Genomic DNA, 24,775 nt, shown 5'->3' with positions numbered 1-24,775 from the left:
CTTAAGCAGCCAGTTCCCCGGCCACACTCATGCTGCCCTTGCCCGGGAAACGCCGGATCAGCCAGGAACGGATGGCATTCCACTCACCGGTCTCAGGTGCATTGCGCGACTGGAACTGGAAGTAACGCCACAGCAAAGCGGCATCCTGCCGCGTCGATGCCGCCTTGCGGAAGATCAGTTCGCGCTCCAGTTCTTCCGACGCACCCAGGCCACGGCGCAGGGTATACGCCATCTGCGCGAACTCATCGGAGAAATCAGTCCTGCCATTCACATCAAACAAGATGCCGCCATGATTGCAGAACGGTGCCGGATCGAAGTAAGGCAAGTCATGCATGATGCAGAAGGAGCGTGTCAGGTAGCGCGAGATATCCAGCGATACTTCCACCTGTTCACGGAAGCGCGTCGCACTGACATTGCTGCCGTGCCAGCGATACTGGATTAGCTGCGACGGCACATTGGTGCACTTGCCGAGTATCGCCAGCTGGCCGAACATGAAGTAATCCTCGGCCAGGCTATTCACCTGTAAGCGCTTGTCGGCAGGCATGACTTTCAGGAAGTCGGAGCCGTAACGCACACCCAGCTTTTGTACCGCGGCGAAATCCATCATCGCGGCCGGATGCGTAATCGGATTACGGAAAAAGCTGGCGGCTGCCACGCGTTGGCGACCGACCGGCATCTTGATATTGCCGCCGACCTCACCCGCGCCATTGATTACTGACGATTGTCCGCTGATGGCGACGCAATCCGGCTGTCGTTTGAAAGCCGCCAGCACGATCTCCATGCGGTCAACGAAGCAGACGTCATCGGCATCGTGGCGCATCACATATTTGCAATCGCTGATCTCCAGGCCGCAGTTCAGCAAGCCAGCCAGGCCTTCAGCTTGCGGGAAGCTGTGCACTTCTATGCGCGGATCGCGTCGGTGGTAGTCTTCAGCCAGCTCCAGGCTGCCATCGGTAGAACCGTGGTCCAGTACCAGCACGCGCCAATCCTTGAAAGTCTGCATGCAGATACTGTCCAGCGATGCCGCCAGATAATCGATGCCGTTCTTCACCGGCAGTAATACATCTATCGTTGCCACAATAATTCTCCCTTAAATGATGGCCGCCAATTGCGCGACATCTGCGATTCGTGTTGTCCGTGGCTGAGTGGGCTGCGTCTGTGCCTGAGCCAGCGTCACCAACTCACTACGCTGCGTCCACGCCGCGACATAGCGGGAATTTTTGCCATAGCTGTTATCAAGGACGATGTTGGGCCGATTCAGCAGGCAGGCGAGGATGTGGCCGTGCAGGCGATCCGTCACGATGAATTCATGACGGGCAAACAAACGCGCCGCATCCTTGACCAGTCGTGCCGAGTAGGCGATCCACAAACGCACCAGGATGCGATTCGCAGCGCGCCCCATGCCACGGCGGTAAAAACCACCCAGTCCGCGGCGGAACAGATTGATATGTTCTTCACGCTCACCTACGAACTCCGGCCAGTCGGTGACGGTGTCGATATTCAGCTCAGCCATATCGGTGTGCACACCACCTTCATCATCGACGCGACTGATGCGCAAGCCATGCTGCGACGGGCGCTTGTTGCCAGACCGTAGCGGATAGAGCTGATGCGCCATATCCGGCAACAGATAGACGTGATCGCTGAAGGCTTGCGCCATCTGCAGCGAAACTTCGTCACGTACACAGAGGTGTACATCCGGATGGCTGCGGAATACTTCGGCGGAAGCAGCCTGCTCGGCGGCTGAAGAGAAATGCAGCGATTGCGGCAGCACAATGATGCGATTGTGCGGATGCGACATGACAATGTCTTCCCGCAACTGCTGGAAGCACGGATACAGGTCGCCGAAATTACCACCGCCGTGGAATACGATCACATCACCGTCGTCTATCCACTCCGGGTCATAGGCATCGTATGGCGCGATCAGCTTGGGCGACAATCCATGCTTGCGGAAGAAAGCCAGCGTGCCATGCATGATCAGCAAATCGCCGACATTGCCATGCGTCGGGATATCGACATAATGGAAAGGCGCATCGCCTATCAGCTCCAGCAATACTTCATGCCGTTGCATCAATTCCTTGCATAGCTGTTTGTGATTCTTCGGACTGGCCATGTCATCTCATTCAAATTTAATATTCATTCATGACAGCGCCGACCACCAGCACGCCGCTATGCTTCATCGAATCGACCAGGTTGCCGATCGCACCGACGTGACTGTTGTCCTTGCGCGCCACCACCAGTGCCGCACCGGCACGGGCGGCCGCGGTCTGGCCATCGGCATAGTCATAATCCGGCGGGGTATCGATCAGGATCACATCGAACTCGGTGCTGAAGTCGCGCAGCATTTGCGGGAAAGCACCTCGCCCCAGCAACTCCTGCGGATTCGGCGGCAACACACCGCTAGGCAAGACCGACAAATCCATCAACGCTTCTATGCGCTGCACATCGGTCGCGGCGTTACGTCCGGACAGGATGCCGGACAAGCCGCTGCGATTTTCGATACCGAATAATTTGTGCTGGCGCGGTCTGCGCATATCGGCATCGATCAGCAAGGTGCGCTGCCCCAACTGTGAAAACAATACCGCCAGGTTGGCCGCGATATAGCTGCGCCCATCACCACGCTCAGCGCTGGTAATCGCCAATGCCGAGCGCTGTGCACCGGCACCAAACCAGCGCATCACCAGTTGGCTACGCAAGGCACGCAAGGCTTCGACCTGTTTGCTGAATGGGTCATAGGCAGCGATGACTTCTTCGCTGACGCTGCTTTCACCGCGGCGCAAGTAGGGATAGGCAAACTGGCTGGACAGCGCGAAATCGATATCGGCGGCTGTCAACAAACCCAGTGCGACGCCGGTTTCACCGAAGCGCTGCCGGTATTTATGCTGCTCGCGCAGGATGAGTTCGGTATCACCGGCAGTGAGACGGCCACTCTTGATGAGGATGCTGCCCATCTGGTTGGCAGTGCTCAGAGGACGTGTCTCGCGATAATGCAGTGTGGCGGCATCCTGTATCTGCGTTGCGTTTCTGATCATGATGTTTCCTATCTAAAATGTGCGCTGTGCTGTCGCTTATGGCGTCAGGCAGGCAGCGCCGGTGCTGCAGGGCCCAGGCGAGGAGGATTTCTCTTGCCCAGCTTTTTCGTTTTTTCGATCACGCCTATCAAAGGCAAATCGAAGATGCGCGTCAGGTCTTCCGGTGAACGCACACGGTGATCCAGCAATTCCATCGCGATCGCCGCACCCACACCCAACATCAGGCCCACCACCAGTGCGACCAGCAAGTTGAGCATGAGACGCGGACTGGCCGGGCTGCGCGGTGGCGTTGCGGCGGTCAGTACCGAGATATCAGATTGCGTGGACTGGCCTTCCAGGCTGGTCTGGGTCAGGCGTTGCGATGCGGTCTCGTACGCTTTCTTGGCGTTTTCCATTTCATTCGCCAGCACGCTCAGTTCATCGCGAGCACCGTTCAGTGCCAGTACTTTCTTCTTCTGAGCATCCAGCGCCGCGCGGATCTCCGCTTCACGCTGCTGCGCGATTCTTGCGTTGTTCACGACACCGCTGGAAGCCAGCCCTATCTGCTGGTTCAGGTTGGCACGCAACTGATCCACTTCTGATTTGGCGGCGATGTATTGCGGGTGGTTGATGTTGAGTTTTTTCGAGGTATCTGCGAACTTGGCTTCTGCCTCCGACAGACGCGACTTCAGCGTCTGTATCAAAGGATTGGACAAAACATCCGGCGAATCCCCGGCATTGCGCTTGACCTGTTGCTGGCGCGAAGTCGCATCCATCGCCTGCCCTTGCGCTACCACCAGCTGGCTCGACAATTCATTCAGGCGTGAGGTTTCCACGTCCAGCTTGTTGTCGCTGCTGAAGATGTTGTTCTTTTGCTGGTAGGCCGACATGCGGTTTTGCGCATCCTCAAAGCGATCACGCAGAACCTTGATTTGCTCATTGATGTAGCCGCTGGCCTTTTGTGCCGGTGCGACTTTCAGGTCGACACTGACTTGCTGGTAAGCCGCAGCGAAGGCATTCGCCACTTTGGCGACGTAATCAGCGTCATCCCCTTTGAAGCTGATGTTCAACACACTGCTTTCACGTGCTGGCTCTACCGTCAGATTGCTGCGCAAGCCATCGGCCAGCCAGTCCTGTATCGTGCCGTGGCCCGGGTCCAAGCGCGCATAGCGTTCCTTGACGGCAGGATTATCTGCCAGCTTCAGATCGTCGATGACCTTCATCGCGACCACTTTGCTGTTGACGATATCGACCTGGGTCGGCATATAGCCTGGCGTTAGTTGCGCTGGCACATTCAGGCCGGTAACCGGATCAACACCTTTGTTGTTCAGCACCAGTGCGGTCGTTGCCTTGTAGGTCTTGGACATCACCAGGCTGACCACGAAGGCGGATGCCAGCGTCAGTGCCAGCAACAACACGATAATTTTGTAACGCGCACGCAGGGTGCGCAGGATTTGGCTGATAGTCATAGTCGCCCCCCGCTCAGAACAGGCTTTCTTTTACATAGACGATGTCGTCCGGCTTGAGTAAATCGTCATGTTTGACGCTCATGATTTGCAGCACGCCATTCGCATCACGTCGCTTGATGCGTACGCCGCGTTCGGTACCGCGTGGGCTCAGGCCGCCGCCGGTGGACAAGGCTTGCAGCACCATCATGTTGCGTTCCAGCTTGTAAGAGCCTGGCTTCTGTACTTCGCCGTAGATGTAGAAACGCGGTGCACGCTCGACGAATACCTGGTCACCGGTCACCAGCTCGCGGTTCTTGCTCGGGTCACCGGAGCGCACCAGTTCCAGCAGGTCTATGGTTTCCTTGCTGGTTTTGCCATCGCGGGTATGCGTGAGGATCACGGTATCGGCCGCTTCTTCATTCGCACCGCCCGCCATCGCCAGCACATCGGTCAGGCTGCGCTTGCCATCAACCGGGTAACGCCCGGGCTTGTTGACCTGTCCCAGCACCGATACCTGCTGGCTCTGCATCTCGGTCACCATCAGGTTGACCTGTGGGTTGCGGATGAAACCACCTTTATCCAGCAGGTCGGCGATTTTCTTTTCCGCTTGGTTGGATGAGAGACCGCCGACTTTGACTTCACCGACCAGCGGGAATGAAATGCTGCCCGCTTCGCTGACACGTGTCTCCACTGTCAGGTCGCTGTTACCGAATACCGTGATCTTCACCACGTCACCGGCACCCAGCGGCACATCGGCCGCCTGCACCCAGCTACCTACGGTAACCATCAGAATCGCTAACATTGCTTGTCTTATTTTTTTCATGCTTCACTCCATTTGCTTCGTATTCAGTTGTCGGTATCAATAAGCGTTGTCACGCATCAGCACGACCTTGAAGGTGCGCAGGATGATCCATAGGTCTAGTGCCAGCGACCAGCGCTTGAGGTAGTCGAGGTCATAGGCGATGCGCGCTTCCATCTTGTCCAGCGTGTCGGTCTCACCGCGCAAGCCATTCACCTGCGCCCAGCCGGTAATGCCGGGACGTACTTTGTGGCGCAGCATGTAACCCTTGATTTGCTTGCGATACAGCTCGTTGTGCGCGACTGCATGTGGGCGGGGTCCGACTATGCTCATACGGCCCTGCAGGACATTGAAGAATTGTGGCAACTCATCCAGTGAAGTCTTGCGCAGGAAAGCACCTATGCGCGTGATGCGCTGATCGTCCTTGGTCGCCTGCACTACGCGAGCACCGTCTTCACACACCGTCATAGAGCGGAATTTGTAGACGATGATTTCTTCGCCATCGAGGCCGTAACGGCGCTGGCGGAAGATCACAGGGCCTGGCGAGGTGGCCTTGATCGCAATCGCGATGCCCAGCATCACCGGCAGCAGCATGAGCTGGATGATCGAGGCCAGCACGATGTCGCTGCCGCGCTTGATCATGCTATTAATGCCTGTGAACGGCGACTCGCAGATCGCGACCACCGGCAAACCGGCCACACTATCGAAACGCGCCTGTATCAGGTCAAACACATAGATGTCCGGCAGGAAGTAAATCGATGCCGTAGTGTCCTGCAATTCATTCAGCAACTTGCGTATGCGCGGCTGTGCCGAGATAGGCTGGCTGATGAAGATGGTGTTGATATTGTTTTGCCGCACGTAAGCCGGGATATCTGACATGCTGCCGAGCAAAGGTACGCGCTGCTCCTCCGGCTGACGCGAGATATCGCGGTCGTCAAAGAAGCCGCTGACTTCCATGCGCAGATCCGGATTTTCATCGACACGCTCGGCCAGCTTCACGCTCAACTCATTGACGCCGACCAGCACCACCGAACGTATGCCGGTACGACGCAATCCGGAGCTGGCCTTCTGCAGAACGATCTGGCCGAGCAACAGAACCGGCGGCGTCAGCAGCAGCCACAGCACGACAGCCTGTTGCGCAAACAAGACCGACAGACCAGCCACATAGCCGAAGAACAGCAAGAGCACGCTTACCAGGCTCCAGGTCAGCAGGATGGCTTTGAGTTTGCTGAGGAAGTTATTCGAAGCCGCATCCCGCCACGGATCACTCCAGCTGAATACCGTCGAGCTGATAAAGAAAGTCAGTATCGCCAGCACTACATGCTGTGCACTGAAACCCTGACCTATCAGCACGCTCATCAGATAGAGCAAGCCGATCGCAATCAGCGGATCAAGCAGGCGGCGATAAAAATTCCGCGCGGGTATATCCGCCGGATATTTGATTTGGCTGATGTCAGAATTCATAGCGTGTACTGATATGAGCACCATCGGTACTGTAGGACGCCGATGGAATATTCGAATCCAGGGTGGTGCGGAACACCGCTGCGCGTATGCGCCAATGCGAAGTCGGCTTGTAAGTCACGCCGAGCAAGGCGTTGCGGTAGTCATCAGAACGATTCAGCGGGTCCAGTCCCTGTACCACTGACACGCCGTTGTAACTGCGCTTCTCTGTCATTACCAGGCCATCAACGCTGATTTTGCTGGTCGCATCCCAGGTCGACGCCAGGCTCACACCCTGGTTACGCGCATAGTTGGCGGCCAGATTGTCGGTCGCACCCAGCTCACGCCACGCAGCGAGCGAAACGGCGGTCTTGTTGGTCGCCTTCCAGTAAGCAGTCAGGCGTGCACTCGGTACGCCCGAATCGCGCTGTGGATTGATTGCATATTCACGCTTGGAATAGCCGCCGAGGAATTGCAGCATAGTCTTGCCGGTGACTTGCCAGTCGACCTTGGCCTTCACTTCATTCTGCGTATAGGAGTTGATGTCGGCATAGGTGTAGTCACCTTCGATGTGACGCAAAACCATGCCAACCTTATTGCCACTGCGCGCCAGGTAGTCGACGCCGACATCAGTGATGTCCAGCGTGCGTTCGGACGGCTTCTGTATTTCCAGGTCGTAGCCCAAGTCATAGTGACTATAAGCAGCGTTCAGTGCCCAGCTCGGATGGAAACGCCACGAACCATCGACGTAGGTCTTGGTCTGCGTTTGTATGCTGCGTTGCAGACTACGGAAGTCATCAAAAGAAGTCAGGCCTTCTGCATAGTTAACACCAGCGTTACCGGAAAACTGGTTGCCCAACGCCCATTTCCAGTTGGCGATAAGGTCTTTACCCGTGTTATTAAATTGGTTGAAGCGATCGTAATCAGCGCGATAGACAGAGGCATCGGCGGTCAATTTCTGTCGGCCTATATCCTTATCCATGCGTATCCCTACCGCAGCGCGCGTCCAGCGATCTGATAGCTGCGCCCCACTCTGTCGCACGATATCCGATTGCCGCAACAGATTGGAATCGTAGTAAATACCGTAGCTGGCATAAGGGGTAAAGGTATCGCCACTGACCGGATCTGCAGCAAATACCGGCAGACTCGCCATCGTGGCGAGCAGCAGCAAGGCCGATCTCAGGCCAACTTCCTTGCGGCGCGCAAGAACGGCGCGCTCATGCATCACAAGTATGTTCATCATTAATCTGCCAGCGCCTGGGTTACCAACACCTGAATCACTGCAGTCACACTTAAGTCACGCATGCTGTGTGTATATGAAATCAACGACACCATCATTTTTTCCACCATTCTTCAATAAGGCCCCGATGAAGGAAGCAAACATGCACACAGATAAGAGCGCGAGTGAGAAACTTTTTTATTTCAAATTGCGCTCGAACAAAAATTTTCTGCAGCAATAAATTCGTGTCATTTTGTCTATACAAAGAGCTGGTTAAGAGAGGGGGCTCATGATTTAGTTCCACGCCATGCGCGCAGATAAATACGAGATATTCCTCTCCTGAATTGAGAAAAAATAATGAAAGGAAACGCTTGATGTCCGTGCGTAAGGACGAGAGGAATGAGTTTGTAAAAGTTACGCGCAATGCCTGTACATCTTGCGTGGTCAACGCACCTAACTGCTCAAAAAAGAGGCAGATCAGCGTATTTGAATTTTTTACCGTATAAGGACATGCGAAAAAATTACATGCTCGCTGTCATTAAATATTCATAAAAATGTTAAATATTTTTTGTAACAGAGGCGCACTTCATCAACATAATTTTCCATTGCAGAAAATTTCCCGACGCAAAAAACAGGGGATGAAGAGGCAAAGATGCGCAGGCAATATTCCGCCTGCACAAGATGAAGAGAATTAACTGCCCGGAATCAGGCCAATTGTTTGCAGATGAAATTCCATTCATCCGCTGTGACAGGTGTAATCGACAGGCGGCTGCCACGCTGCAGGAGCACCATGCCACTCAATTCCGGCATAGTGCGCATTTCGGCCAGTGACAGCAGGCGGGTCTTTTTCTTGATACGGACGTCGACCATCATCCAGCGCGGCGTTTCCTGCGTCGCTTTCGGATCGTAGTAGTGGCTGTCCGGCTCAAACTGGGTATGGTCGGGATAGGCGGTGCTGGCGACTTCGGCCAGGCCGACGATGCCGGGTTCGGCGCAACTGGAGTGGTAGAACAGGACGCCGTCACCTACCTGCATGGTGTCGCGCATGAAGTTACGCGCCTGGTAGTTACGCACGCCGGTCCAGGCCACGGTACGTTTGGGAGCAGACCATGCATCGTCGATGCTGACTTCGCTCGGTTCGGATTTCATGAGCCAATAGCGCATAAGCTGTTGCCTGAAAGGTTGGATATACCGGGGAATTATAAAACCAAAGAGACCACCATATCGTCCGGTGATGTTGCAGCAGATGCCCGCTCTTGTTCAAAACGACGGCGGAAATAAAAAACGGCTGCATTTGCATGCAACCGTTCCAGTATTCAAGTCCCGCCTGTGCCGCTTTGCCGGCATCCTGAACCAAGAGGTTCAAGTTGGCCACAGTTAGTTCAACTTCGGGTTCATCGGACTAGCGACGCGCACTCCCATCGAACAAAATTCCGCAGCCGCTGCGCATAAATGGTTCAAGGATTTTATGGCAATGGCGAACACGGCAGGAGCGCTTAGTTTACTCCAATCGCAGGACAAGGAAAAGAAATCTTAGAAAAGATTTTCTTGTGGCGCCAATGCTGTATCCAGCGTTTCGTGCATTGCAGCGATTTTTTGCTTGACCTCGGACATCGACATCTCGGACAAAGGGCCACTTGGCGATTTTGTCGCCAAAAGCTCTGCAGCAATTCCGAGTGCAGCCATGACAGCGATACGGTCGTTACCCTTCAGTTTGCCGGCATCGCGGATCGCCGACATCTTGCCGTCCAGATACGCAACCGCTTCCTGCAACGCGCCTTCTTCGCCTTCCTTGCAAGCCAGCTTATAAGGCTGCCCCATGATGGATACGTCGAGCTGGATCATGCGGTCTCCTCATCTTGTTCTTGTGTCGGGATTTTTGCGAGCAGTGCAGCAACGCGTTCGTGCGCTTCCTGCATGCGGCGCGTCAATTCGGCATTTTCGGCTGCCAGAGCCGCCGATTTGATGCGCAAATCCGCATTTTCGCTACGTAGCGACTGGGTCAAATCAGCCAGCTGGCTGATCTTTGCAGAAAGATTGTGAAAGTCTGTAATCATCTCGCCACTATAGTAGTGCAGAGGAATGACCGTCAATAGATAGCACTATCGGCCGTCGGTTTTCCGCTGCAAGGTTTAAATTTATCGATTAGCGGTCAGCGATAGGACTAGCTCGCTTGCCAAAATTACACGCCACGCAATGCATGCACGGCATGCGTCATATTACCTCAGTCAGCTTGCCATCCACCGTGATCAGTGCGGTACGGATGTTCAGGCCGGGGAAGACATCCTGTGCTGCAATGCGATAACGCGCCAGCTGCGCAGTGTACGCCGCCCGCTCGCTATCGAACAAATTGCGTTTGTAATCCAATATCCACAACTCATCGTCAAACATCACCACGCGGTCAAAACGCGCAACTCCGGCATTGCTGACAATTTCCATCTCATTGCGCGCAAAACGATACTGCGCCGGATCGAAGAAGCGACTTAATTCAGGCTGCCCCAATATCGCCTCAGCCTGCACCCGCACTACTTCCGCCATCTCGCGTGTGCACGGCAGCCATTTCGCGACAGCTGCTGCATCGTAGCGCTGTATCGGCCAGTGCTGGGTCAGGCGCTCCATCAGCGCATGCAGGGCTATGCCCTCTTCTATCTCGGCGCTACTGAATGCTTCCGGCAGCTCGGTCTGTGGCAAGGGCATGGCAGGTGGACTGAAGATCGCCAACTGGAATTCCTGTTCCAAAGCGACATCCGACACCTGCTCCTGCTGCTCCAGCTCGACTTCCTGGGCGCCCTGGAAGCGCGCATACCAGCAACCCTCAGCCATACCACTCTCCGAGCCACTGCGCGCATCTGCCACACCGCTGACTATTAATAGCTTCTTGGCGCGCGTGGTCGCTACATATAAGAGGTTCCAGTCTTCCTGGGTTTTCAGCTGTTCTTCTTCTGCGAACAAATAATCACGCGCCGCACCACGTTCAGCCTGGCGCCCGAATACCGAGAAGTGATTTGGCGCATCTGCTTCCTGCTTCCACTCGCACAGCACGCCGTAATCATCACGCGCCGGATCGCTGTGGTTGGCGTCCAGCAAAACCACGATGTCGGCTTCCAGCCCTTTCGCGCCGTGTATAGTCAGGATGCGTACTGCATCCAGCGCAGCGTCGATATCGGCTTCATCCGGCGCATCGCTTTCGGCAGACTTTTGCAGGCGACGCAAGGCATCGATGAACTTAGGCAAGCTCGGATAACGTCCGGCATCCAGGTTCAGCGCCAGCTCGGTAAAAGCTTCGATATTACCCAGCACTTGCCCGCGCACCAACGGCGATGCCGAGAGCGCATAACGTGCGACCACATCACCTTCATGCAGGATGCGATCAAGCAAATCATGCACCGGCAAACGCGCGGCCAGCTCCAGCCATTTTTCCAATAGCTGTACTGCGCGCTGTAGCACTGGTGTATTCAATTCGGCCTGATGCAAACGGCTCCACCAGGTTTTCTCGCTGCGCAAGGCCAGTGCGATCAGGTCGTTATCGGTTGCACCCATGATGGGCGACTTGAGTACATGCGCCAGCGCGAGATTGTCATGTGGCGTAATCAGGAAAGTCAGCAAGGCGATCAAGTCGGCCACTTCCAGCGATTCCAGCAAACCACCGCGCCGGTCTGATGCAAACGGGATACGGGCTTCACGCAACGCACGCTCGTAAGCACCCAGATGGGTACGCTTCTTTACCAGCAACATTACATCCGACCACTGCGCTCCTTTGTTTAAGGTACGTGCCCGCAGGATGGCTTGCGCTACCGCACGCCCTTCTTCCAGACGGCGCGCATCTTCCTCTTCCTCGCGCGGCTCGGTCAACGGATCGCGCATATCGGCTGGTGTCCAGCTCGTCTTCGTAGTCTTTTCCTGCTGCACCAGCGGTAACTGCCACACTGCGCCTTCGTTGGCCGACAGGGTAGTCTGTGGCGTATAAATAGGATTGCCGCGGAAGCTGTCGTTCAACACTTCAACGATGCCGCGTGCATTACGTCGCGTTTGATTGGTACGCAGGAAGTCTGCACCTTGCGCCACCAGCACGGTGCGTGCAGCAGAAAACACGCGCGGCTCGGCACGACGGAAGCGATAAATCGATTGCTTGGGATCACCGACCACAAACATGCTGGGCTTGTCGCTATCGTCGCCATACGCATTCAGCCAGGCCTGGACTATGCTCCACTGCAGCGGATTGGTATCCTGGAATTCATCCAGCAACACATGTTTGTAACGTGCATCAAGGCGACTCTGCAAATAAGCCGCGTGTTCTTCATTCGTTAACAGGCGATAAGCTTGCCATTCCAGATCGGCGAAATCGAATACCCGTTGCTCAGCTTTGACTGCCTGATAGATCTCCAGATAGGCAGCACCCACAATAAACAAGGAACGATTCAGCGCGATGACTTTGGGCTCCATGCTACGGCGCAGGATCTTCTTCAGCGCTTCGCCTGTGCTTTCAAACTCAACTTCAAATGCATAGACGCCGTCTTCACCCAGGTTATCGAGCAAGGCTTTGGTCAGGTTTTTGGTAGAGCGGTTTTTACGGAACTTGCCGCCGGCATCAAAAAACTCATTCGTCAGTGCTTCAAAGTTTTCCAGTGCAGCACCGGCGCTGACGGCTTTCTCTATCGCCGTCGCTCTTTCCTGGTTAACAGCTGTGCCCTGCCCCAGCAACCAGGCTATCTGATTGATACGTCCCAGCAGCTTTTCATCCGACCACAAGGACAGGCGTGCATCGCTCACGCCATCTGCACCGCAAAGTTCTTCCAGCCACTGCAGCGGTTCACCGCCCTGCACCGAAGCCCACCACTCGGCGCGCTTGGCAATAAAGGAATTCAATAAGTTACGCGTGCTGAAGTCACCGACCTGACCATACAGGTCTATCAGTGCGTCCTTGACGTGTTGCTGGTCCTTTTCATTCACTTCCTGCATGAAGCGACTGTAAGCATCCGATAACAATTCGCCAGTCGCTTCTGTCAGGCTATAGCCATGCGGCACACCAGAAGCCAAAGGTGCGATCTGGATCAGGCGTGCGAACCAGCTATGGAAGGTGTCTATCGACAAGGCTTGCGGACTGCGCAAAACCTTTTCATACAATGCACGCGCCTGCGGCAAAGTCTCGGCCAGCGCATGTTCAGGGATGCCGCGTTCGCGCAGCAAGGCCAGTACTTCCGCATCCGGTTTCAGCGTCAGCTCGTGCAGCAACTGCATCAGGCGTTCGCGCATCTCTTGCGCCGCCTTACGCGTAAAAGTAATCGCGAGAATGGCAGCGGGCTCGGTACCAGCCAGTAACAACCGCAGTACCCGCGCTACCAACAACCAGGTCTTGCCGCTCCCGGCACAGGCTTCCACCACCACTGAACGTGCAGGATCACAGGCACGTGCGACGAAGTGCGCCGCATCCGCCTGCTCGCCATTGATTTCATAAGCACGCGGCACCATGCGCTGCTCCGACATCGCTGTATCCTGTGTCATCTCATCGGGCCCGCGCATTACCACGCTCCCTTGCGGCAGAGTCCGCGCACATCGCAGTACTGGCATACCGATTCCGGGCCGGTCGCAGGCAAAGGTGCATCATGCGCAATCGCACGCATGCTGTTGACGATCTGCGTACTCAAGGTCTGCTGCCAGTTGTCATAGTCGGGTGATTCCACTTCCTTGATCTTGTCCTTGCTGGCTTCCAGCGGGATATACAGCGCATTCGTCAGCGGCACATCCGATAGCAAACCGTAGAACGGCAATTGATGGTCTTCGCCATGCTTGAGTTTTTCCCGCAGTGCAGTCTGGTTGGTACTCTTGTAATCCAGCACTGCACGTTCGCCTGCTTCATTCTCATCCATGCGGTCGACGCGACCGTGCAGGATGATTTCGCCATCATCCCAACGCAGCACTTTTTCAAACTTCTCTTCACCCAGCACAAAATGCCAGCCTTGCGCTTCACGCTCGCTTAACCAGTCCAGATAAGCGGGCATCGCTTTTTGCCAGCGTGCGTAATAACCGAGAGCGGCCGCACTTTTATCCAGCGCCAGGTTGAATACCTGGTCGGTGATCTCTTGCAGTAAAGCTGCACGCCCGGACTGCGCCACTTCGTGCAAACGGGTATGGAAGATCGCCAGGATTTGATGCAGCCAGTCGCCGTAATCGCGCTTCTCCGGCATATCCGATAACTCATCGAGCCCGGACAAACCCAGCATGCGTGTGGCAAAGAATTGATAAGGACAAGCAACCAGGCTGTTGTAGCCGCTGGCAGAAAGTTTCTGCGGGCGCAACACGGCAGCATGTGGAGCTGGCATGCTGAGTGGTGCAGGTGTCAGGCTGCGCGGGCTTATCTCGACCTGATGCATCGCGACTCCCGGCAAACCGGCACGCGCCAGGCTCAGTTGCAAACGCTCTATCCATGGACTGACAGGATTCGGTTCGCCATTTTTATGCGCCTGCCATGACATCACTACCAACTGATTCGACGACAACAATTCGGTCACATCACGCAACTGCTGGCGCTGTCTGCTTTCACGTGTTGCCAAGCCCAATTCACGTCGCACCACATTCGCGAAGAATAAAGTCTCGCTCGGTTGCGACGGCAAGTGTTCGGCATCCGCACCGACCAGCAAGACAGCATCGAAGCTGCGCAAACGCGCGCCATTCAAAGGCAACATCACGACGCGGCGGTCGCGGTTCAATTGCACATAGGCAGTTGCTTCCAGTTGCAGATTGAGGAAAGCGCGCCATTCGGCAAATGAAAAAACGTGTCCGACTGCCGTGCAGTCCTGCTCTATATCCTGCAATAGCTGCAGCACTTGTGCACCGGCACCATCCGCCTGCAAGGCTGCGCGCATGCCCAACGCATCCAGCGTTTGCTGGCTGGCGATGATCCAGTCGCACAAGGTTTTGCCCTTGCTGAAACCGGTCGCCTGTTGTGCCAGCAGCTTCACCATATTCTGCGCCGCAGGAATCGCGGTCAGTGCGTCACCGACCGCATCCCAGCCACCCAGTACATTGGAGCGACGCAAAGCGAGTTCACTCGCCATCACCAGGTCGGCTTTATTGTCCGTGTTGGCAAAAACAAACGGCGACTTCAGGAAGTCGAGCAAGGCGATGGTTTCAGCACGCGCCGCCACCAGCTCCAGCCATGATGCGAGCGCGGCAGCAGCACGCGTAGTCGATAACTTCCAGCCGGTCTCATCCGCGACGATGACTTGCGCGCGTTCCAGCAACGCACGGATGCGACGTGCAACTACGCGATCCTGCGCGACGATGGCGAGATTCGTTTTACCCTGCTGCAGCCAGTCGAGTATGGTTTGCGCACCAGCTTTAGCTTCTGCTTCCAGGTTATGCGCAGCATACAAAGACAAATCCGCAGGTGTTGCCAATGGCAATTCGCTGATAGCGTGTGTGTCTTCATCAGCCAGCAACTCGGGCCAGGCGGCGGCATAAGTACTATTAATATGTTGCGCATGCCAGTCCAGTGTGATCGCAACCACAGGTCGGTTGCGCTGATAAGCATCGAGGAAAGCCTGTTCCAGCGCATCGGCTTCTACCGGGCTGATCCAGAACAATGGCAATTGCGCCTGTTCGGCGATACGCATCATTTGCGCGTAGCGATGCACGATCGCATCGCTGGCATCCAGCTGGGTTTTCCAGATGGTCCAGACCAGCTGCGTTTCATCTGATAACAAATTGCGCGCCACTGGTGACAATTGCTCCAGCGCCGCCTGCCAGCGCGCATCGGCCACATCGGTCGACACCTGCAACTCCGGCAGCATGGCTAGCGTCAATTCATCTGATAGTGCCAGCAGGATTTCTGCCAGCGGTAACAAATCGGTATTGCGGCGTGCGCTGAAGAGCTTCTTTAACCACGCATGCTGGCGCAGGTCCGCATACAGCGACATCAGTCGTTCGCTAGGTGCGGTGGCACTGGCAACGGTTTGCGGTGGTAACAGCCTTATATATTCACCCAGCGAAGTAATCGTCGGCGGGATGAAAGCCGCGCCCAGCTGCCGCCCCAATGCATTCTTTAATAGTTGTATATGCGCGAAAGTCGATACCACTACCCGCAATGAGGATAAATCCCGCACCGCCGACTGCGGCGCACCTGTCAACGCATCGCTTTGTAACAATGCACGTGCGGCATCGTCCCAAAAGGCGGCGGAAGGTGGAATTAATACAGTGCGAGGCGGCATCAAGGGCTCAGTTGAAGAAATCAATGGAATTAGTAGCTACAGACTATCCGGTTTTGCATTTTATGCGACACGAGTGAAATTTTTCGAGCAATGCCCCACTTTTTATAAAATAGGTTATGATTTGCCCAGACCCCGCCTGATCACCTCTGGTTACACCTTCAAAACTTGAATTCAAACGCAACGTCTCCATCTGAGTTTCAGTAAGCGGAGACGCTGCAGGCAAATACCAATTAGTAGGTGATGCCCAGGCGCAGATTTATCCTTTTCCCCTCAGACTGAGGCAAACATGAGCGAAAACATCAAACATATTACCGATGCATCTTTTGATACAGACGTATTGAAATCCGACAAACCTGTTCTGGTCGACTTCTGGGCAGAGTGGTGCGGTCCGTGCAAAATGATTGCACCTATCCTGGAAGACGTTGCCAAAGAGTATGCAGGCAAAATCCAGATCACGAAAATGGACGTTGACGCCAATCAGGCGATTCCGGCCAAATTCGGTATCCGCGGCATTCCTACACTGATCTTGTTCAAGAACGGTGCACCAGCTGCGCAAAAAGTCGGCGCACTGGCAAAAGGCCAATTGACCGCATTCATCGATAGCAACATCTGAAATAATTAAAAATGGCAGCGATGCGCCCGCATCGCTGCATGATTACCAACTTCACCGCGTCGTTCCCTCCCCCACCTTTTTATCTCCCATCCTGGGAAACTCAAACATATGCATTTATCTGAATTAAAGGCGTTACACGTCTCCGCACTGCTAGAAATGGCAATTAGCCTGGACATAGACAACGCTGCGCGCTTGCGCAAACAAGAACTGATGTTCGCGATTCTCAAGAAACGCGCGAAATCAGGAGAACAAATTTTTGGCGATGGCGCCCTCGAAGTATTGCCTGACGGCTTTGGCTTCCTGCGCTCGCCCGACGCCAGCTACATGGCGTCCACAGACGACATTTACATTTCACCTTCGCAAATCCGCCGCTTCAATCTGCACACCGGCGATTCGATCGAGGGTGAAGTGCGCACACCGAAAGACGGTGAACGCTACTTTGCACTGGTCAAGGTAGACAAGGTCAACGGCGAATCGCCGGAAGCTTCGAAACACCGCATTCTGTTTGAAAACCTGACGCCGCTGCACCCGAACAAGCCATTGCTGCTTGAACGCGATATGCGCGGCGAAGAAAACATCACCGGCCGCATCATCGATCTGATCGCCCCTATCGGTAAAGGCCAACGCGGCTTGCTGGTTGCATCGCCTAAATCCGGTAAATCCGTGATGCTGCAACACATCGCACACGCGATCACCACCAATCACCCTGAAGCGGTCATGATCGTCTTGCTGATCGACGAACGTCCGGAAGAAGTGACCGAGATGCAGCGTTCGGTGCGCGGCGAAGTCGTGGCATCGACCTTCGATGAACCAGCAACACGTCACGTGCAAGTCGCCGAAATGGTTTTGGAAAAAGCCAAGCGCCTGGTCGAAATGAAAAAAGACGTGGTGATTCTGCTCGACTCCATCACTCGTCTGGCACGCGCCTACAACACCGTGATCCCTGCTTCCGGCAAGGTACTGACCGGTGGTGTTGATGCGAATGCACTGCAACGTCCTAAACGCTTCTTCGGTGCTGCACGTAACGTCGAAGAAGGCGGCTCGCTGACCATCATCGCGACCGCACTGATCGAAACCGGCAGCCGTATGGATGACGTGATCTACGAAGAATTCAAAGGTACCGGTAACATGGAGGTCCATCTCGAACGCCGTCTGGCCGAGAAGCGCGTCTACCCTGCCATCAACCTGAACAAATCCGGCACCCGCCGCGAAGAATTGCTGATCAAACCGGATCAACTGCAAAAGATCTGGGTCCTGCGCAAACTGTTGTACGGCATGGACGAGATCGAAGCGATGGAGTTCATCCTCGACAAGATGAAGGCGACCAAAAACAACGCCGAATTCTTCGACATGATGCGTCGCGGAAATTCCTGATCCTGCATCTGCTTTTCAGCCAGTATTCGGCTGAAAACAAAAAGCCCGCTTTCACTAAAAATGAAAGCGGGCTTTTTTATTAGCCTGTGCTTTATCCCGGCAAACGCCAGTTCTTCCGCACTGCCAACAGGCGTAACACCGACGTCACCAGGATGCTGCTTATCAACGCAAAGGCAGACGTCATATTCAACCACTCCAGCAGCAAATACACAGTGCAGCCGAGCAATGAACAGGTCGCATACAACTGCTCGCGGCGGAACACCATCGGTATCTGGTTACACAAGACATCACGCAGCACGCCACCGAAAATACCGGTCGTCACCCCCATCATCACGCAGATAAACACCGGCATTTGCGCCTCCATCGCCAGCGAAGTACCGACCGCGCTAAACAAGCCGAGACCCAGCGCATCCGCCACGACTATCGTCTTTTCAGCGACGGCAGAACGCAAATGCGGCAAAAACGGCCCGGCCAGCAAAGCCAGTACGAAGACCAGAATCGCGTATTCCTGATGCTCGACCCAGAACAGCGGACGCCGGTCCAGCAACATATCGCGCAAGGTACCGCCGCCAAAAGCTGTCACAAAGGCAACAATAAACACCCCTACCAGATCCATATCCTTGCGCCGCGCCTCGACGAAGCCAGAGCAGGCAAAGGCGATAATGCCGCAGGCCTCCACCACCTGCAGTAGCGTACTCATGCCACTTTGCAAACCTATTGTCACAGGGTCTCCCTTTTATTCTTGGTGCTGAACTGTAACACCGCTGTTGCCAAATCTATCGCAAACCCATGATTTCATTGTATAATCTCCGGCTCGTTCCAACCCAGGCAAGTGATCGACAATCGGGTCAAGAAGCTGTGCGACCGACGAAGTGACGATTGGCTACCAAACTAACCAAGGCAGAAAAATGAAAGAAGGCATACACCCAGAATATCGCGAAGTCGTGTTTCAAGACATGTCTAACGATTTCAAATTCATCACCCGTTCGACCATTCAAACTCGTGAATCCATCGAATTTGAAGGCGCAACATACCCGCTGATCAAGATCGAGGTTTCGTCGGAATCGCATCCTTTCTACACCGGCAAACACAAAATCGTTGATACCGCAGGTCGCGTGGATAAATTCCGCAAGAAATTCGGTTCCGTCGGTTCCAAAACAAGCGTGGCAGAATAATTCGTCACAGCGTTTTAAAAAGGCAGCTACGGCTGCCTTTTTTATTATTGCATCAGGCCCCATGTGCCTGTCAGTGCGCGCAAAATCGGCCTTTTCACTCTATACGGATGAATCCGCTGCACTGATAAAGAATTTTTACGGCACAATAACGCCGGATCAAATAAAAATAACGTCCCCTACATGAAGCCAGTCCGCCTGCCCGCCTCCGCTACACTCGCACTCCCGCGCTGGGCCTTGTTCGCACTGTGTCTGCTGTATATCCTGCCCGGCCTGGTTGGCCGTGATCCGTGGAAACCAGACGACGCTGCCGGCTTTGGCATCATGTGGACCATGGCCACCGGCACACTGGCCGACTGGTTATCACCGAATATCGTCGGCCTCGCCATGCCGGAAGAAGGTCCGCTGGCATTCTGGTTAGGCGCCATCTGCATCAAATTATTTGGCTGGCTGGTCGGTGCGCCCATGGCTGCGCGCATCGCACCTATCTGCTTCTTCCTGCTGGGCTCGACCGCAGTCTGGTACACCACCTACCTGCTGGGTCGTCGCACTGAAGCGCAACCACTCAAGCTCGCCTTCGGCGGACAACCTGAACCGAAGGACTTCGGCCGCACACTGGCAGACGGCGCACTGCTGATCTACCTGGGCTGCCTCGGCTTGCTGGTACACAGTCATGGCACTACCTCGGAAGCGCTGCAGGTTTCACTGGTCGCTTGCGCGCTGTACGCCACCACCCGCCTGTTTGAAAAACACACCGTGCGTCGCGCAGTGGTGCTGGGTGTCGCACTCGGCTTGCTGGCACTGACGCGCGGCTGGGTCACGCCCTTCGCCATCTGGCTAGGCATCATAGTGCTCGCGGCAATACGCGAGCGTGCCCTGTTGCCACGCCTTATACTAATCTCGCTGCCACTGGCTGCCGCCATCACCGGTGCGTGGATATGGGCCAGTCAACAAGTGCAACCACACGGCAACTCGCCGATAGATGCGTGGATGGCGTGGAACTACCACCTGGTCGACGCCCCGTCCTGGTCCACGCTGCAATATTTCCTGAAGAATGCCATCTGGTTCGCATGGCCAGCATGGCCGTTCGCGATCTGGGCCGTCTATGCATGGCGTCGCCAGCACGCGGCACTGCATATCACGCTGCCACTGACTTTCTTCGCTGCACTGCTGGTACTGGCACTGCTCAACTCACACGGTGAAGAAGCCAGCCTGTTGCCACTGCTGCCTATGCTCGCGATCCTGGCTGCCTTCGGCTTGCCGACCATGAAGCGTGGCGCCATCAATGCGGTCGACTGGTTCTCCGTCATGATGCTGACCACCTGCGCGGCCTTCATCTGGATAGGCTGGATCGCCAAGCAAACCGGCTGGCCAGCACAACTGGCGAAGAACGCATTCAAGATCGCGCCAGGCTTCAAACCTGAATTCAACCTCTTCATCCTGCTGGTCGCCGCTGCTGCGTCCGCAGGCTGGATCTGGATCGTCTACTGGCGCGTCTCGCGTCGCCCGTCGGTCTTGTGGCGCGCGGTCGTGCTCTCATCCGGCGGTATCATCCTGTGCTGGTTACTGCTGATGACACTGTGGCTGCCATGGGGTAACTACATCAAGAGCTATGTCGGCGTCGCGCAGCAAATCGATGCGGCCTTGCCGACCGTCAAACGTTGCGTCGCCTCGAATGTAGGCCCGGCCCAGCGTGCTTCCTTCGCTTACTTCGGCAAGGTAGAGTTCGCGCAAATTGGCGAGAAAAACTGCGACTACCTGCTGCTGCAGGACACCCACCGCGGCAATGATGCAGCGCAGTCCATCACGCGTTACAACCAGCAATGGCAACTGGTCTGGCACGGTCGCCGGCCGGCTGACCGCGACGAACGCTTCCGCCTGTATCGCCGTGTCTACAACGCCCCGGCCGCCAGCCAGCAGTAATGTCGATTAGCTATCGATTTTGTAAAAAATTTGCGTACAGGCAGCATATTCAAGCGTCATGAGTCTTGCTCAAATCGGGCAAATCGAGCATAATGCTCAGCTTGCGTTGCCGAGATGGCGGAATAGGTAGACGCACGGGACTCAAAATCCCGCGCCGCAAGGCGTGCCGGTTCGATTCCGGCTCTCGGCACCAATAAGTCATATCAAAAACCCGTTTGTCTTCTGACATAACGGGTTTTTTGTTATTCAAGTCATTCTGCATTCTGCATATTGCATAATGACTCCAGCCCTCCTGAACCACACTTCAGTTCCGACATTAGCGCGCATCGATAAGCGACATGCTTATCTCCTCATAGAACAAAGCTTTCAGATCAAGCGCACTAAAACAAAAGTGCGGATAGAAGTAAATCTACAAAACCTCGTTTCCAAATAGTAATATGCGATGAAACATCTATAGGTGTAGCCATGGCCACTCTCATCCCTGCAATCGGTGCGTGTAAGTCCCGCATGACTAGCGGCGAAAAACGTTTGGCCGAACGCTTAGAAGAAAAGCTTGAGGACGATTACCTGTGCTGGTATGACGTATCGATCGGCGAGAAGACGCGGCACCCGGATTTCGTTATCTTTCATCCCAGTCGTGGCTTGCTGGTAATCGAGGTCAAGGATTGGAAACTCACGTCCATCCAGAGCATAGACAAACAAAGCGTTGTTCTTCACACCGACCATGGCATCAAACATGAATTGAATCCGCTAGAGCAAGCGCGACAATACATGTATGTCATAACCAATAAACTCGAACGTGATCCACAGTTAATTTGGCCAAACGGATCGTTAAAAGGAAAGCCAGCCTTCCCTTATGGGCATGGCGTGGCATTGACCAACATTGACCGTAAGCAGTTCGATGATCACAACATGGAGAATGTGCTACCGGCACATCTTGTCATTTGCAAAGACGAAATGACACAAAGTGTTGACGCCGAAGAATTTCAAAAACGCCTGTGGGATATGTTCCCGTACAAGTTTGCACGCACACTTTCGTTGCCCCAAATCGACCGCGTGCGCTGGCACATGTTTCCAGAAATTCGCATCCCTGCACAGGCGGATATATTTTCAGACAACAGCCAAAAAGAAATTGAAATCCCAGATGTATTGCGCGTCATGGATATCCAGCAGGAACAACTGGCACGTAGCCTAGGCGAAGGACATCGTGTCATTCATGGAGTAGCCGGATCAGGTAAGACACTAATCTTAGGCTACCGAGCAGAACATCTGGCAAAAATGTGCCAACGCCCCATACTCGTACTTTGCTATAACAAGACGCTGGCGGCCAAGCTTGCCAGCACTATGGCGACCAAGGGATTACAGAACAAAGTCAATGTCGTCAATTTTCATGCCTGGTGTGTGAGGCAATTAAAAGCTTATAACGTAGGCATGCCACCAAATAATACCGATATGGATGGCTTCTTCGAAGCTTGTATCGAAAAAGTTATTCGATCCGTCGATCAAAAGTTGATCCCGTCAGCTCAATATGACGCTGTGCTTATCGATGAAGGACATGACTTTAGAGCAGAATGGCTCAAATTGGTGGTACAGATGATTCATCCTGATACGAATTCATTGCTGGTGTTATATGACGATGCACAATCGATTTATAACGGCCCCAAGAAATTACGTTTCTCGTTTTCCAGCGTTGGGGTACAGGCTAAAGGCCGTACAACCATACTCAAATTAAATTATCGTAACACCGCTGAAATCCTGGCAGTCGCGCGTGCCTTCGCCGACGACTTGCTCTCCACGAAAGACACTGAAGAAGATCAAATGCCAACGGTACAACCCATGAGCACAGGGCGACATGGACCGAAGCCATTACTCATTAAGTTTCCGAAATTGAGCGCTGAGATTGAGCACTTGGCCGAAAGACTAATCAACGCCAACAAAACGGGAATGCCCTGGAGTCAGATGGCAGTAATTTATCGAAATTACGGCATCGGCAAGGAAGTAAGTCAGGCACTTAACCGCAAAGGTATTCCCTTCGAATGGCAACAAGACAAGAATAAAAAATTCGACCTAAATCACGAGAGTGTAAAAATCGTGACTATGCACAGCAGCAAAGGATTGGAGTTTCCATTAGTTTGCATTCCCGCTGTCGGAACCACTACAAAGCACGTAGAACCAGAAGAAGACGAGGCACGATTGCTTTATGTAGCGATGACACGAGCAACACATGAGTTAGTAATGACATATGGAGAAGATTCAATGATTACAGGGAAGATGCAAAGGGCAATGACGACCTTAAATTTCATTTGATATCTAATCTGACCTAAAGTCTGAGACAAATAAAATCGCTCCTACTTTGCAAGAGCGATTTTATTTTTGAGTGGCAATATTCAGATTAATGCTCACTGAAACAAGCCCGTCTCCAGACAAAACGCAATCAACTCCTGATCCGTCTTCACATTCAGCTTATGCATGGCGGCGATTTTCTGCCCGCTCACAGTCTTGATGCTGCGATTCAGGTGCAAGGCGACCTGCATGATGGGCTTGCCCTGGATAAAATAACGTAAGACTTCAAACTCCTTGGGCGACAGACTATTAATGCGCTCACCGATGAACTTGGTGCGTTCATTCGCCTTGCTATCCTTTTGAAAACCGGGCGGGAAGTATTTACGCCCGAGTCTCAGTATATGCAAGGCGGCGATGAATTCAGCCGGATCGTCACTCTTCCTGACAACTGCATACACACCGGCATCGTAAAGTGCAGAGATGATCATCGGATTGGACATCATGGTCACGATCAGTATCTTGGTTTGCGGGAAATGCCTGATCAGATACTTGATCAGACGTATGCCATCGCCATAGACATCATCGCCCGGCATCGAGTAATCAGTAATGAATATCTCGGCTGGATTCTCCCGCGCCAGTGCTATCAAGGCACTGGAACTGGACACCGCACCTGTCAGTTCAAAACTGCTGTCTTTTTCCACCAGGTCCCGTAATCCCATCAAAATCAAAGGATGGTCATCAGCAATAATGACGGTCTGTTTTTTCATAACAATAATCACCTACTATGGTTAAATTAAATCGTGTGTTGCCACTGCACCATGCGCATTAAATCCTGCGCCAGTTCCTTGATGTCTTTTTTCAGTTCATCTTCCATACCTAGCAAGCCCCCTGTTCTTCCTAACAATTCACATCGCTGCGCAAACTCCGTCATGCCGACGGCAACCAATGCACCATGCATACGGTGCAACATGCTCAGCACCGCCCTTGTGCGATCTTCTTGCAATGCCTGATTCAGGATGTTCAGGTCTTCTTCCATGGTTTGCACAAAGACCTCACGGTATCTGGCGGGTACTTCCACAAAAATTTGCGGTGTATATGTAGTTTCCTTGACGTTCTCCATCGCCTCCCTGCAAGCCGCGTCCCTCATCTGCTTATTCCTTTTACGTATACGAAAAATCACATAGGTAAATCCGGACAACAGCAACGCAATGGCCACGCATAACAATAGCCAGAACTTGTCACTGGAAAAATTTCCATACGAACTGAATTGAACTGCAGTCGCCATCGCC

At 54.1% G+C, this 24,775-nt stretch carries 20 protein-coding genes, 1 tRNA gene and 1 other RNA gene; 6 read left to right on the top strand and 16 right to left on the bottom strand.

Annotated elements, in window-relative coordinates; genetic code table 11:
• Position 1 precedes the first annotated feature (1 nt).
• From H7U06_RS10820 to H7U06_RS10760, 13 genes are all read right to left on the bottom strand, one after another.
• The gene (locus H7U06_RS10820; RefSeq protein ID WP_175626187.1) at positions 2-1,078 is read right to left on the bottom strand and encodes a glycosyltransferase family A protein; all 1,077 of its coding nucleotides are present in this window, start codon (positions 1,076-1,078) and stop codon (positions 2-4) included.
• A gap of 12 nt (positions 1,079-1,090) precedes the next feature.
• The gene (locus tag H7U06_RS10815; protein WP_175626186.1) at positions 1,091-2,110 is read right to left on the bottom strand and encodes a polysaccharide pyruvyl transferase family protein; all 1,020 of its coding nucleotides are present in this window, start codon (positions 2,108-2,110) and stop codon (positions 1,091-1,093) included.
• Positions 2,111-2,126: 16 nt separating this feature from the next.
• Entirely contained in the window at positions 2,127-3,029 is a 903-nt protein-coding gene (gene epsG / locus H7U06_RS10810) for a chain length determinant protein tyrosine kinase EpsG (protein WP_175626185.1), read from the bottom strand.
• 44 nt (positions 3,030-3,073) lie between these two features.
• The gene (gene epsF / locus H7U06_RS10805) at positions 3,074-4,477 is read right to left on the bottom strand and encodes a chain length determinant protein EpsF (protein WP_175626184.1); all 1,404 of its coding nucleotides are present in this window, start codon (positions 4,475-4,477) and stop codon (positions 3,074-3,076) included.
• A 13-nt stretch (positions 4,478-4,490) separates the two neighbouring features.
• Entirely contained in the window at positions 4,491-5,279 is a 789-nt protein-coding gene (gene epsE, locus H7U06_RS10800; RefSeq protein WP_175626183.1) for a polysaccharide export protein EpsE, read from the bottom strand.
• Positions 5,280-5,315: 36 nt separating this feature from the next.
• Positions 5,316-6,719 (bottom strand): undecaprenyl-phosphate glucose phosphotransferase, encoded by a 1,404-nt coding sequence (locus H7U06_RS10795; RefSeq protein ID WP_175626182.1) that lies wholly within the window; start codon positions 6,717-6,719, stop codon positions 5,316-5,318.
• On the bottom strand, positions 6,709-7,938 hold the full coding sequence (epsL, locus tag H7U06_RS10790) for an XrtB/PEP-CTERM-associated polysaccharide biosynthesis outer membrane protein EpsL (RefSeq protein ID WP_254873220.1): 1,230 nt from the start codon (positions 7,936-7,938) through the stop codon (positions 6,709-6,711). The genes H7U06_RS10795 and epsL overlap by 11 nt, the downstream gene beginning before the upstream one ends.
• A 681-nt stretch (positions 7,939-8,619) precedes the next feature.
• A complete protein-coding gene (locus H7U06_RS10785) occupies positions 8,620-9,078 on the bottom strand; it encodes an EVE domain-containing protein (protein ID WP_175626181.1) in 459 nt (152 codons plus the stop codon).
• Between the two features lie 153 nt (positions 9,079-9,231).
• Positions 9,232-9,410, bottom strand: a non-coding RNA gene (gene ssrS, locus H7U06_RS10780) — 6S RNA.
• A 37-nt stretch (positions 9,411-9,447) separates the two neighbouring features.
• Positions 9,448-9,759: a cell division protein ZapA gene (locus H7U06_RS10775; protein WP_175626180.1), complete on the bottom strand. Its 312-nt coding sequence runs from the start codon at positions 9,757-9,759 to the stop codon at positions 9,448-9,450.
• The gene (locus H7U06_RS10770; protein ID WP_175626179.1) at positions 9,756-9,971 is read right to left on the bottom strand and encodes a DUF904 domain-containing protein; all 216 of its coding nucleotides are present in this window, start codon (positions 9,969-9,971) and stop codon (positions 9,756-9,758) included. The genes H7U06_RS10775 and H7U06_RS10770 overlap by 4 nt, the downstream gene beginning before the upstream one ends.
• Before the next feature lie 157 nt (positions 9,972-10,128).
• A complete protein-coding gene (locus tag H7U06_RS10765; RefSeq protein ID WP_254873219.1) occupies positions 10,129-13,434 on the bottom strand; it encodes an exodeoxyribonuclease V subunit beta in 3,306 nt (1,101 codons plus the stop codon).
• Complete coding sequence (locus H7U06_RS10760) at positions 13,434-16,121, bottom strand: PD-(D/E)XK nuclease family protein (RefSeq protein WP_175626178.1); 2,688 nt, start codon at positions 16,119-16,121, stop codon at positions 13,434-13,436. Before H7U06_RS10760 ends, H7U06_RS10765 begins: the two co-directional genes overlap by 1 nt.
• 286 nt (positions 16,122-16,407) lie before the next feature.
• On the opposite strand from H7U06_RS10760, the gene trxA reads away from it, so the two are divergent.
• Both trxA and rho read left to right on the top strand, forming a co-directional pair.
• Positions 16,408-16,734, top strand: a complete 327-nt coding sequence (gene trxA, locus H7U06_RS10755) for a thioredoxin TrxA (protein ID WP_012078487.1) — start codon at positions 16,408-16,410, stop codon at positions 16,732-16,734.
• 108 nt (positions 16,735-16,842) lie between these two features.
• On the top strand, positions 16,843-18,108 hold the full coding sequence (gene rho / locus H7U06_RS10750) for a transcription termination factor Rho (protein WP_124574812.1): 1,266 nt from the start codon (positions 16,843-16,845) through the stop codon (positions 18,106-18,108).
• A 91-nt stretch (positions 18,109-18,199) separates the two neighbouring features.
• Here rho and H7U06_RS10745 read toward each other — a convergent pair whose 3' ends face one another.
• Positions 18,200-18,808 carry a trimeric intracellular cation channel family protein gene (locus H7U06_RS10745; protein ID WP_175626177.1) on the bottom strand — a complete coding sequence of 203 codons (609 nt, stop codon included), beginning with the start codon at positions 18,806-18,808 and terminating at the stop codon, positions 18,200-18,202.
• Positions 18,809-19,016: 208 nt separating this feature from the next.
• Between H7U06_RS10745 and H7U06_RS10740 the strand changes: the two genes are divergently transcribed.
• The 4 genes from H7U06_RS10740 to H7U06_RS10725 all read left to right on the top strand — a co-directional run bounded on the left by H7U06_RS10740 (position 19,017) and on the right by H7U06_RS10725 (position 23,510).
• Positions 19,017-19,283, top strand: coding sequence for a type B 50S ribosomal protein L31 (locus tag H7U06_RS10740; protein ID WP_175626176.1), 267 nt, complete (start codon positions 19,017-19,019; stop codon positions 19,281-19,283).
• A gap of 180 nt (positions 19,284-19,463) precedes the next feature.
• Positions 19,464-21,203: a glycosyltransferase family 39 protein gene (locus H7U06_RS10735; protein WP_175626175.1), complete on the top strand. Its 1,740-nt coding sequence runs from the start codon at positions 19,464-19,466 to the stop codon at positions 21,201-21,203.
• 108 nt (positions 21,204-21,311) lie between these two features.
• Positions 21,312-21,396, top strand: a tRNA-Leu gene (locus H7U06_RS10730).
• 272 nt (positions 21,397-21,668) lie between these two features.
• The gene (locus tag H7U06_RS10725) at positions 21,669-23,510 is read left to right on the top strand and encodes a nuclease-related domain-containing DEAD/DEAH box helicase (RefSeq protein WP_217703461.1); all 1,842 of its coding nucleotides are present in this window, start codon (positions 21,669-21,671) and stop codon (positions 23,508-23,510) included.
• A gap of 92 nt (positions 23,511-23,602) precedes the next feature.
• Here H7U06_RS10725 and H7U06_RS10720 read toward each other — a convergent pair whose 3' ends face one another.
• Positions 23,603-24,253 (bottom strand): response regulator, encoded by a 651-nt coding sequence (locus tag H7U06_RS10720; RefSeq protein ID WP_175626174.1) that lies wholly within the window; start codon positions 24,251-24,253, stop codon positions 23,603-23,605.
• A 26-nt stretch (positions 24,254-24,279) separates the two neighbouring features.
• The gene (locus tag H7U06_RS10715) at positions 24,280-24,771 is read right to left on the bottom strand and encodes an Hpt domain-containing protein (RefSeq protein WP_175626173.1); all 492 of its coding nucleotides are present in this window, start codon (positions 24,769-24,771) and stop codon (positions 24,280-24,282) included.
• Positions 24,772-24,775: the final 4 nt, after the last annotated feature.

Origin of the sequence: Herminiimonas sp. Marseille-P9896, assembly GCF_903993245.1 — a bacterium.
In the GTDB taxonomy this organism is placed as follows: domain Bacteria; phylum Pseudomonadota; class Gammaproteobacteria; order Burkholderiales; family Burkholderiaceae_D; genus Oxalicibacterium; species Oxalicibacterium contaminans.
This window is presented reverse-complemented; position numbering and strand designations above follow the sequence as displayed.

Bases quoted from the DNA above. Each gene is read 5' to 3' on its own strand.
- H7U06_RS10815 (WP_175626186.1), bottom strand. From the start codon at position 2,110: ATGGCCAGTCCGAAGAATCACAAACAGCTATGCAAGGAATTGATGCAA.
- epsG (WP_175626185.1), bottom strand. From the start codon at position 3,029: ATGATCAGAAACGCAACGCAGATACAGGATGCCGCCACACTGCATTAT.
- epsF (WP_175626184.1), bottom strand. From the start codon at position 4,477: ATGACTATCAGCCAAATCCTGCGCACCCTGCGTGCGCGTTACAAAATT.
- epsE (WP_175626183.1), bottom strand. From the start codon at position 5,279: ATGAAAAAAATAAGACAAGCAATGTTAGCGATTCTGATGGTTACCGTA.
- H7U06_RS10795 (WP_175626182.1), bottom strand. From the start codon at position 6,719: ATGAATTCTGACATCAGCCAAATCAAATATCCGGCGGATATACCCGCG.
- epsL (WP_254873220.1), bottom strand. From the start codon at position 7,938: ATGATGAACATACTTGTGATGCATGAGCGCGCCGTTCTTGCGCGCCGC.
- H7U06_RS10785 (WP_175626181.1), bottom strand. From the start codon at position 9,078: ATGCGCTATTGGCTCATGAAATCCGAACCGAGCGAAGTCAGCATCGAC.
- H7U06_RS10775 (WP_175626180.1), bottom strand. From the start codon at position 9,759: ATGATCCAGCTCGACGTATCCATCATGGGGCAGCCTTATAAGCTGGCT.
- H7U06_RS10770 (WP_175626179.1), bottom strand. From the start codon at position 9,971: ATGATTACAGACTTTCACAATCTTTCTGCAAAGATCAGCCAGCTGGCT.
- H7U06_RS10765 (WP_254873219.1), bottom strand. From the start codon at position 13,434: ATGCGCGGGCCCGATGAGATGACACAGGATACAGCGATGTCGGAGCAG.
- H7U06_RS10760 (WP_175626178.1), bottom strand. From the start codon at position 16,121: ATGCCGCCTCGCACTGTATTAATTCCACCTTCCGCCGCCTTTTGGGAC.
- trxA (WP_012078487.1), top strand. From the start codon at position 16,408: ATGAGCGAAAACATCAAACATATTACCGATGCATCTTTTGATACAGAC.
- rho (WP_124574812.1), top strand. From the start codon at position 16,843: ATGCATTTATCTGAATTAAAGGCGTTACACGTCTCCGCACTGCTAGAA.
- H7U06_RS10745 (WP_175626177.1), bottom strand. From the start codon at position 18,808: ATGAGTACGCTACTGCAGGTGGTGGAGGCCTGCGGCATTATCGCCTTT.
- H7U06_RS10740 (WP_175626176.1), top strand. From the start codon at position 19,017: ATGAAAGAAGGCATACACCCAGAATATCGCGAAGTCGTGTTTCAAGAC.
- H7U06_RS10735 (WP_175626175.1), top strand. From the start codon at position 19,464: ATGAAGCCAGTCCGCCTGCCCGCCTCCGCTACACTCGCACTCCCGCGC.
- H7U06_RS10725 (WP_217703461.1), top strand. From the start codon at position 21,669: ATGGCCACTCTCATCCCTGCAATCGGTGCGTGTAAGTCCCGCATGACT.
- H7U06_RS10720 (WP_175626174.1), bottom strand. From the start codon at position 24,253: ATGAAAAAACAGACCGTCATTATTGCTGATGACCATCCTTTGATTTTG.
- H7U06_RS10715 (WP_175626173.1), bottom strand. From the start codon at position 24,771: ATGGCGACTGCAGTTCAATTCAGTTCGTATGGAAATTTTTCCAGTGAC.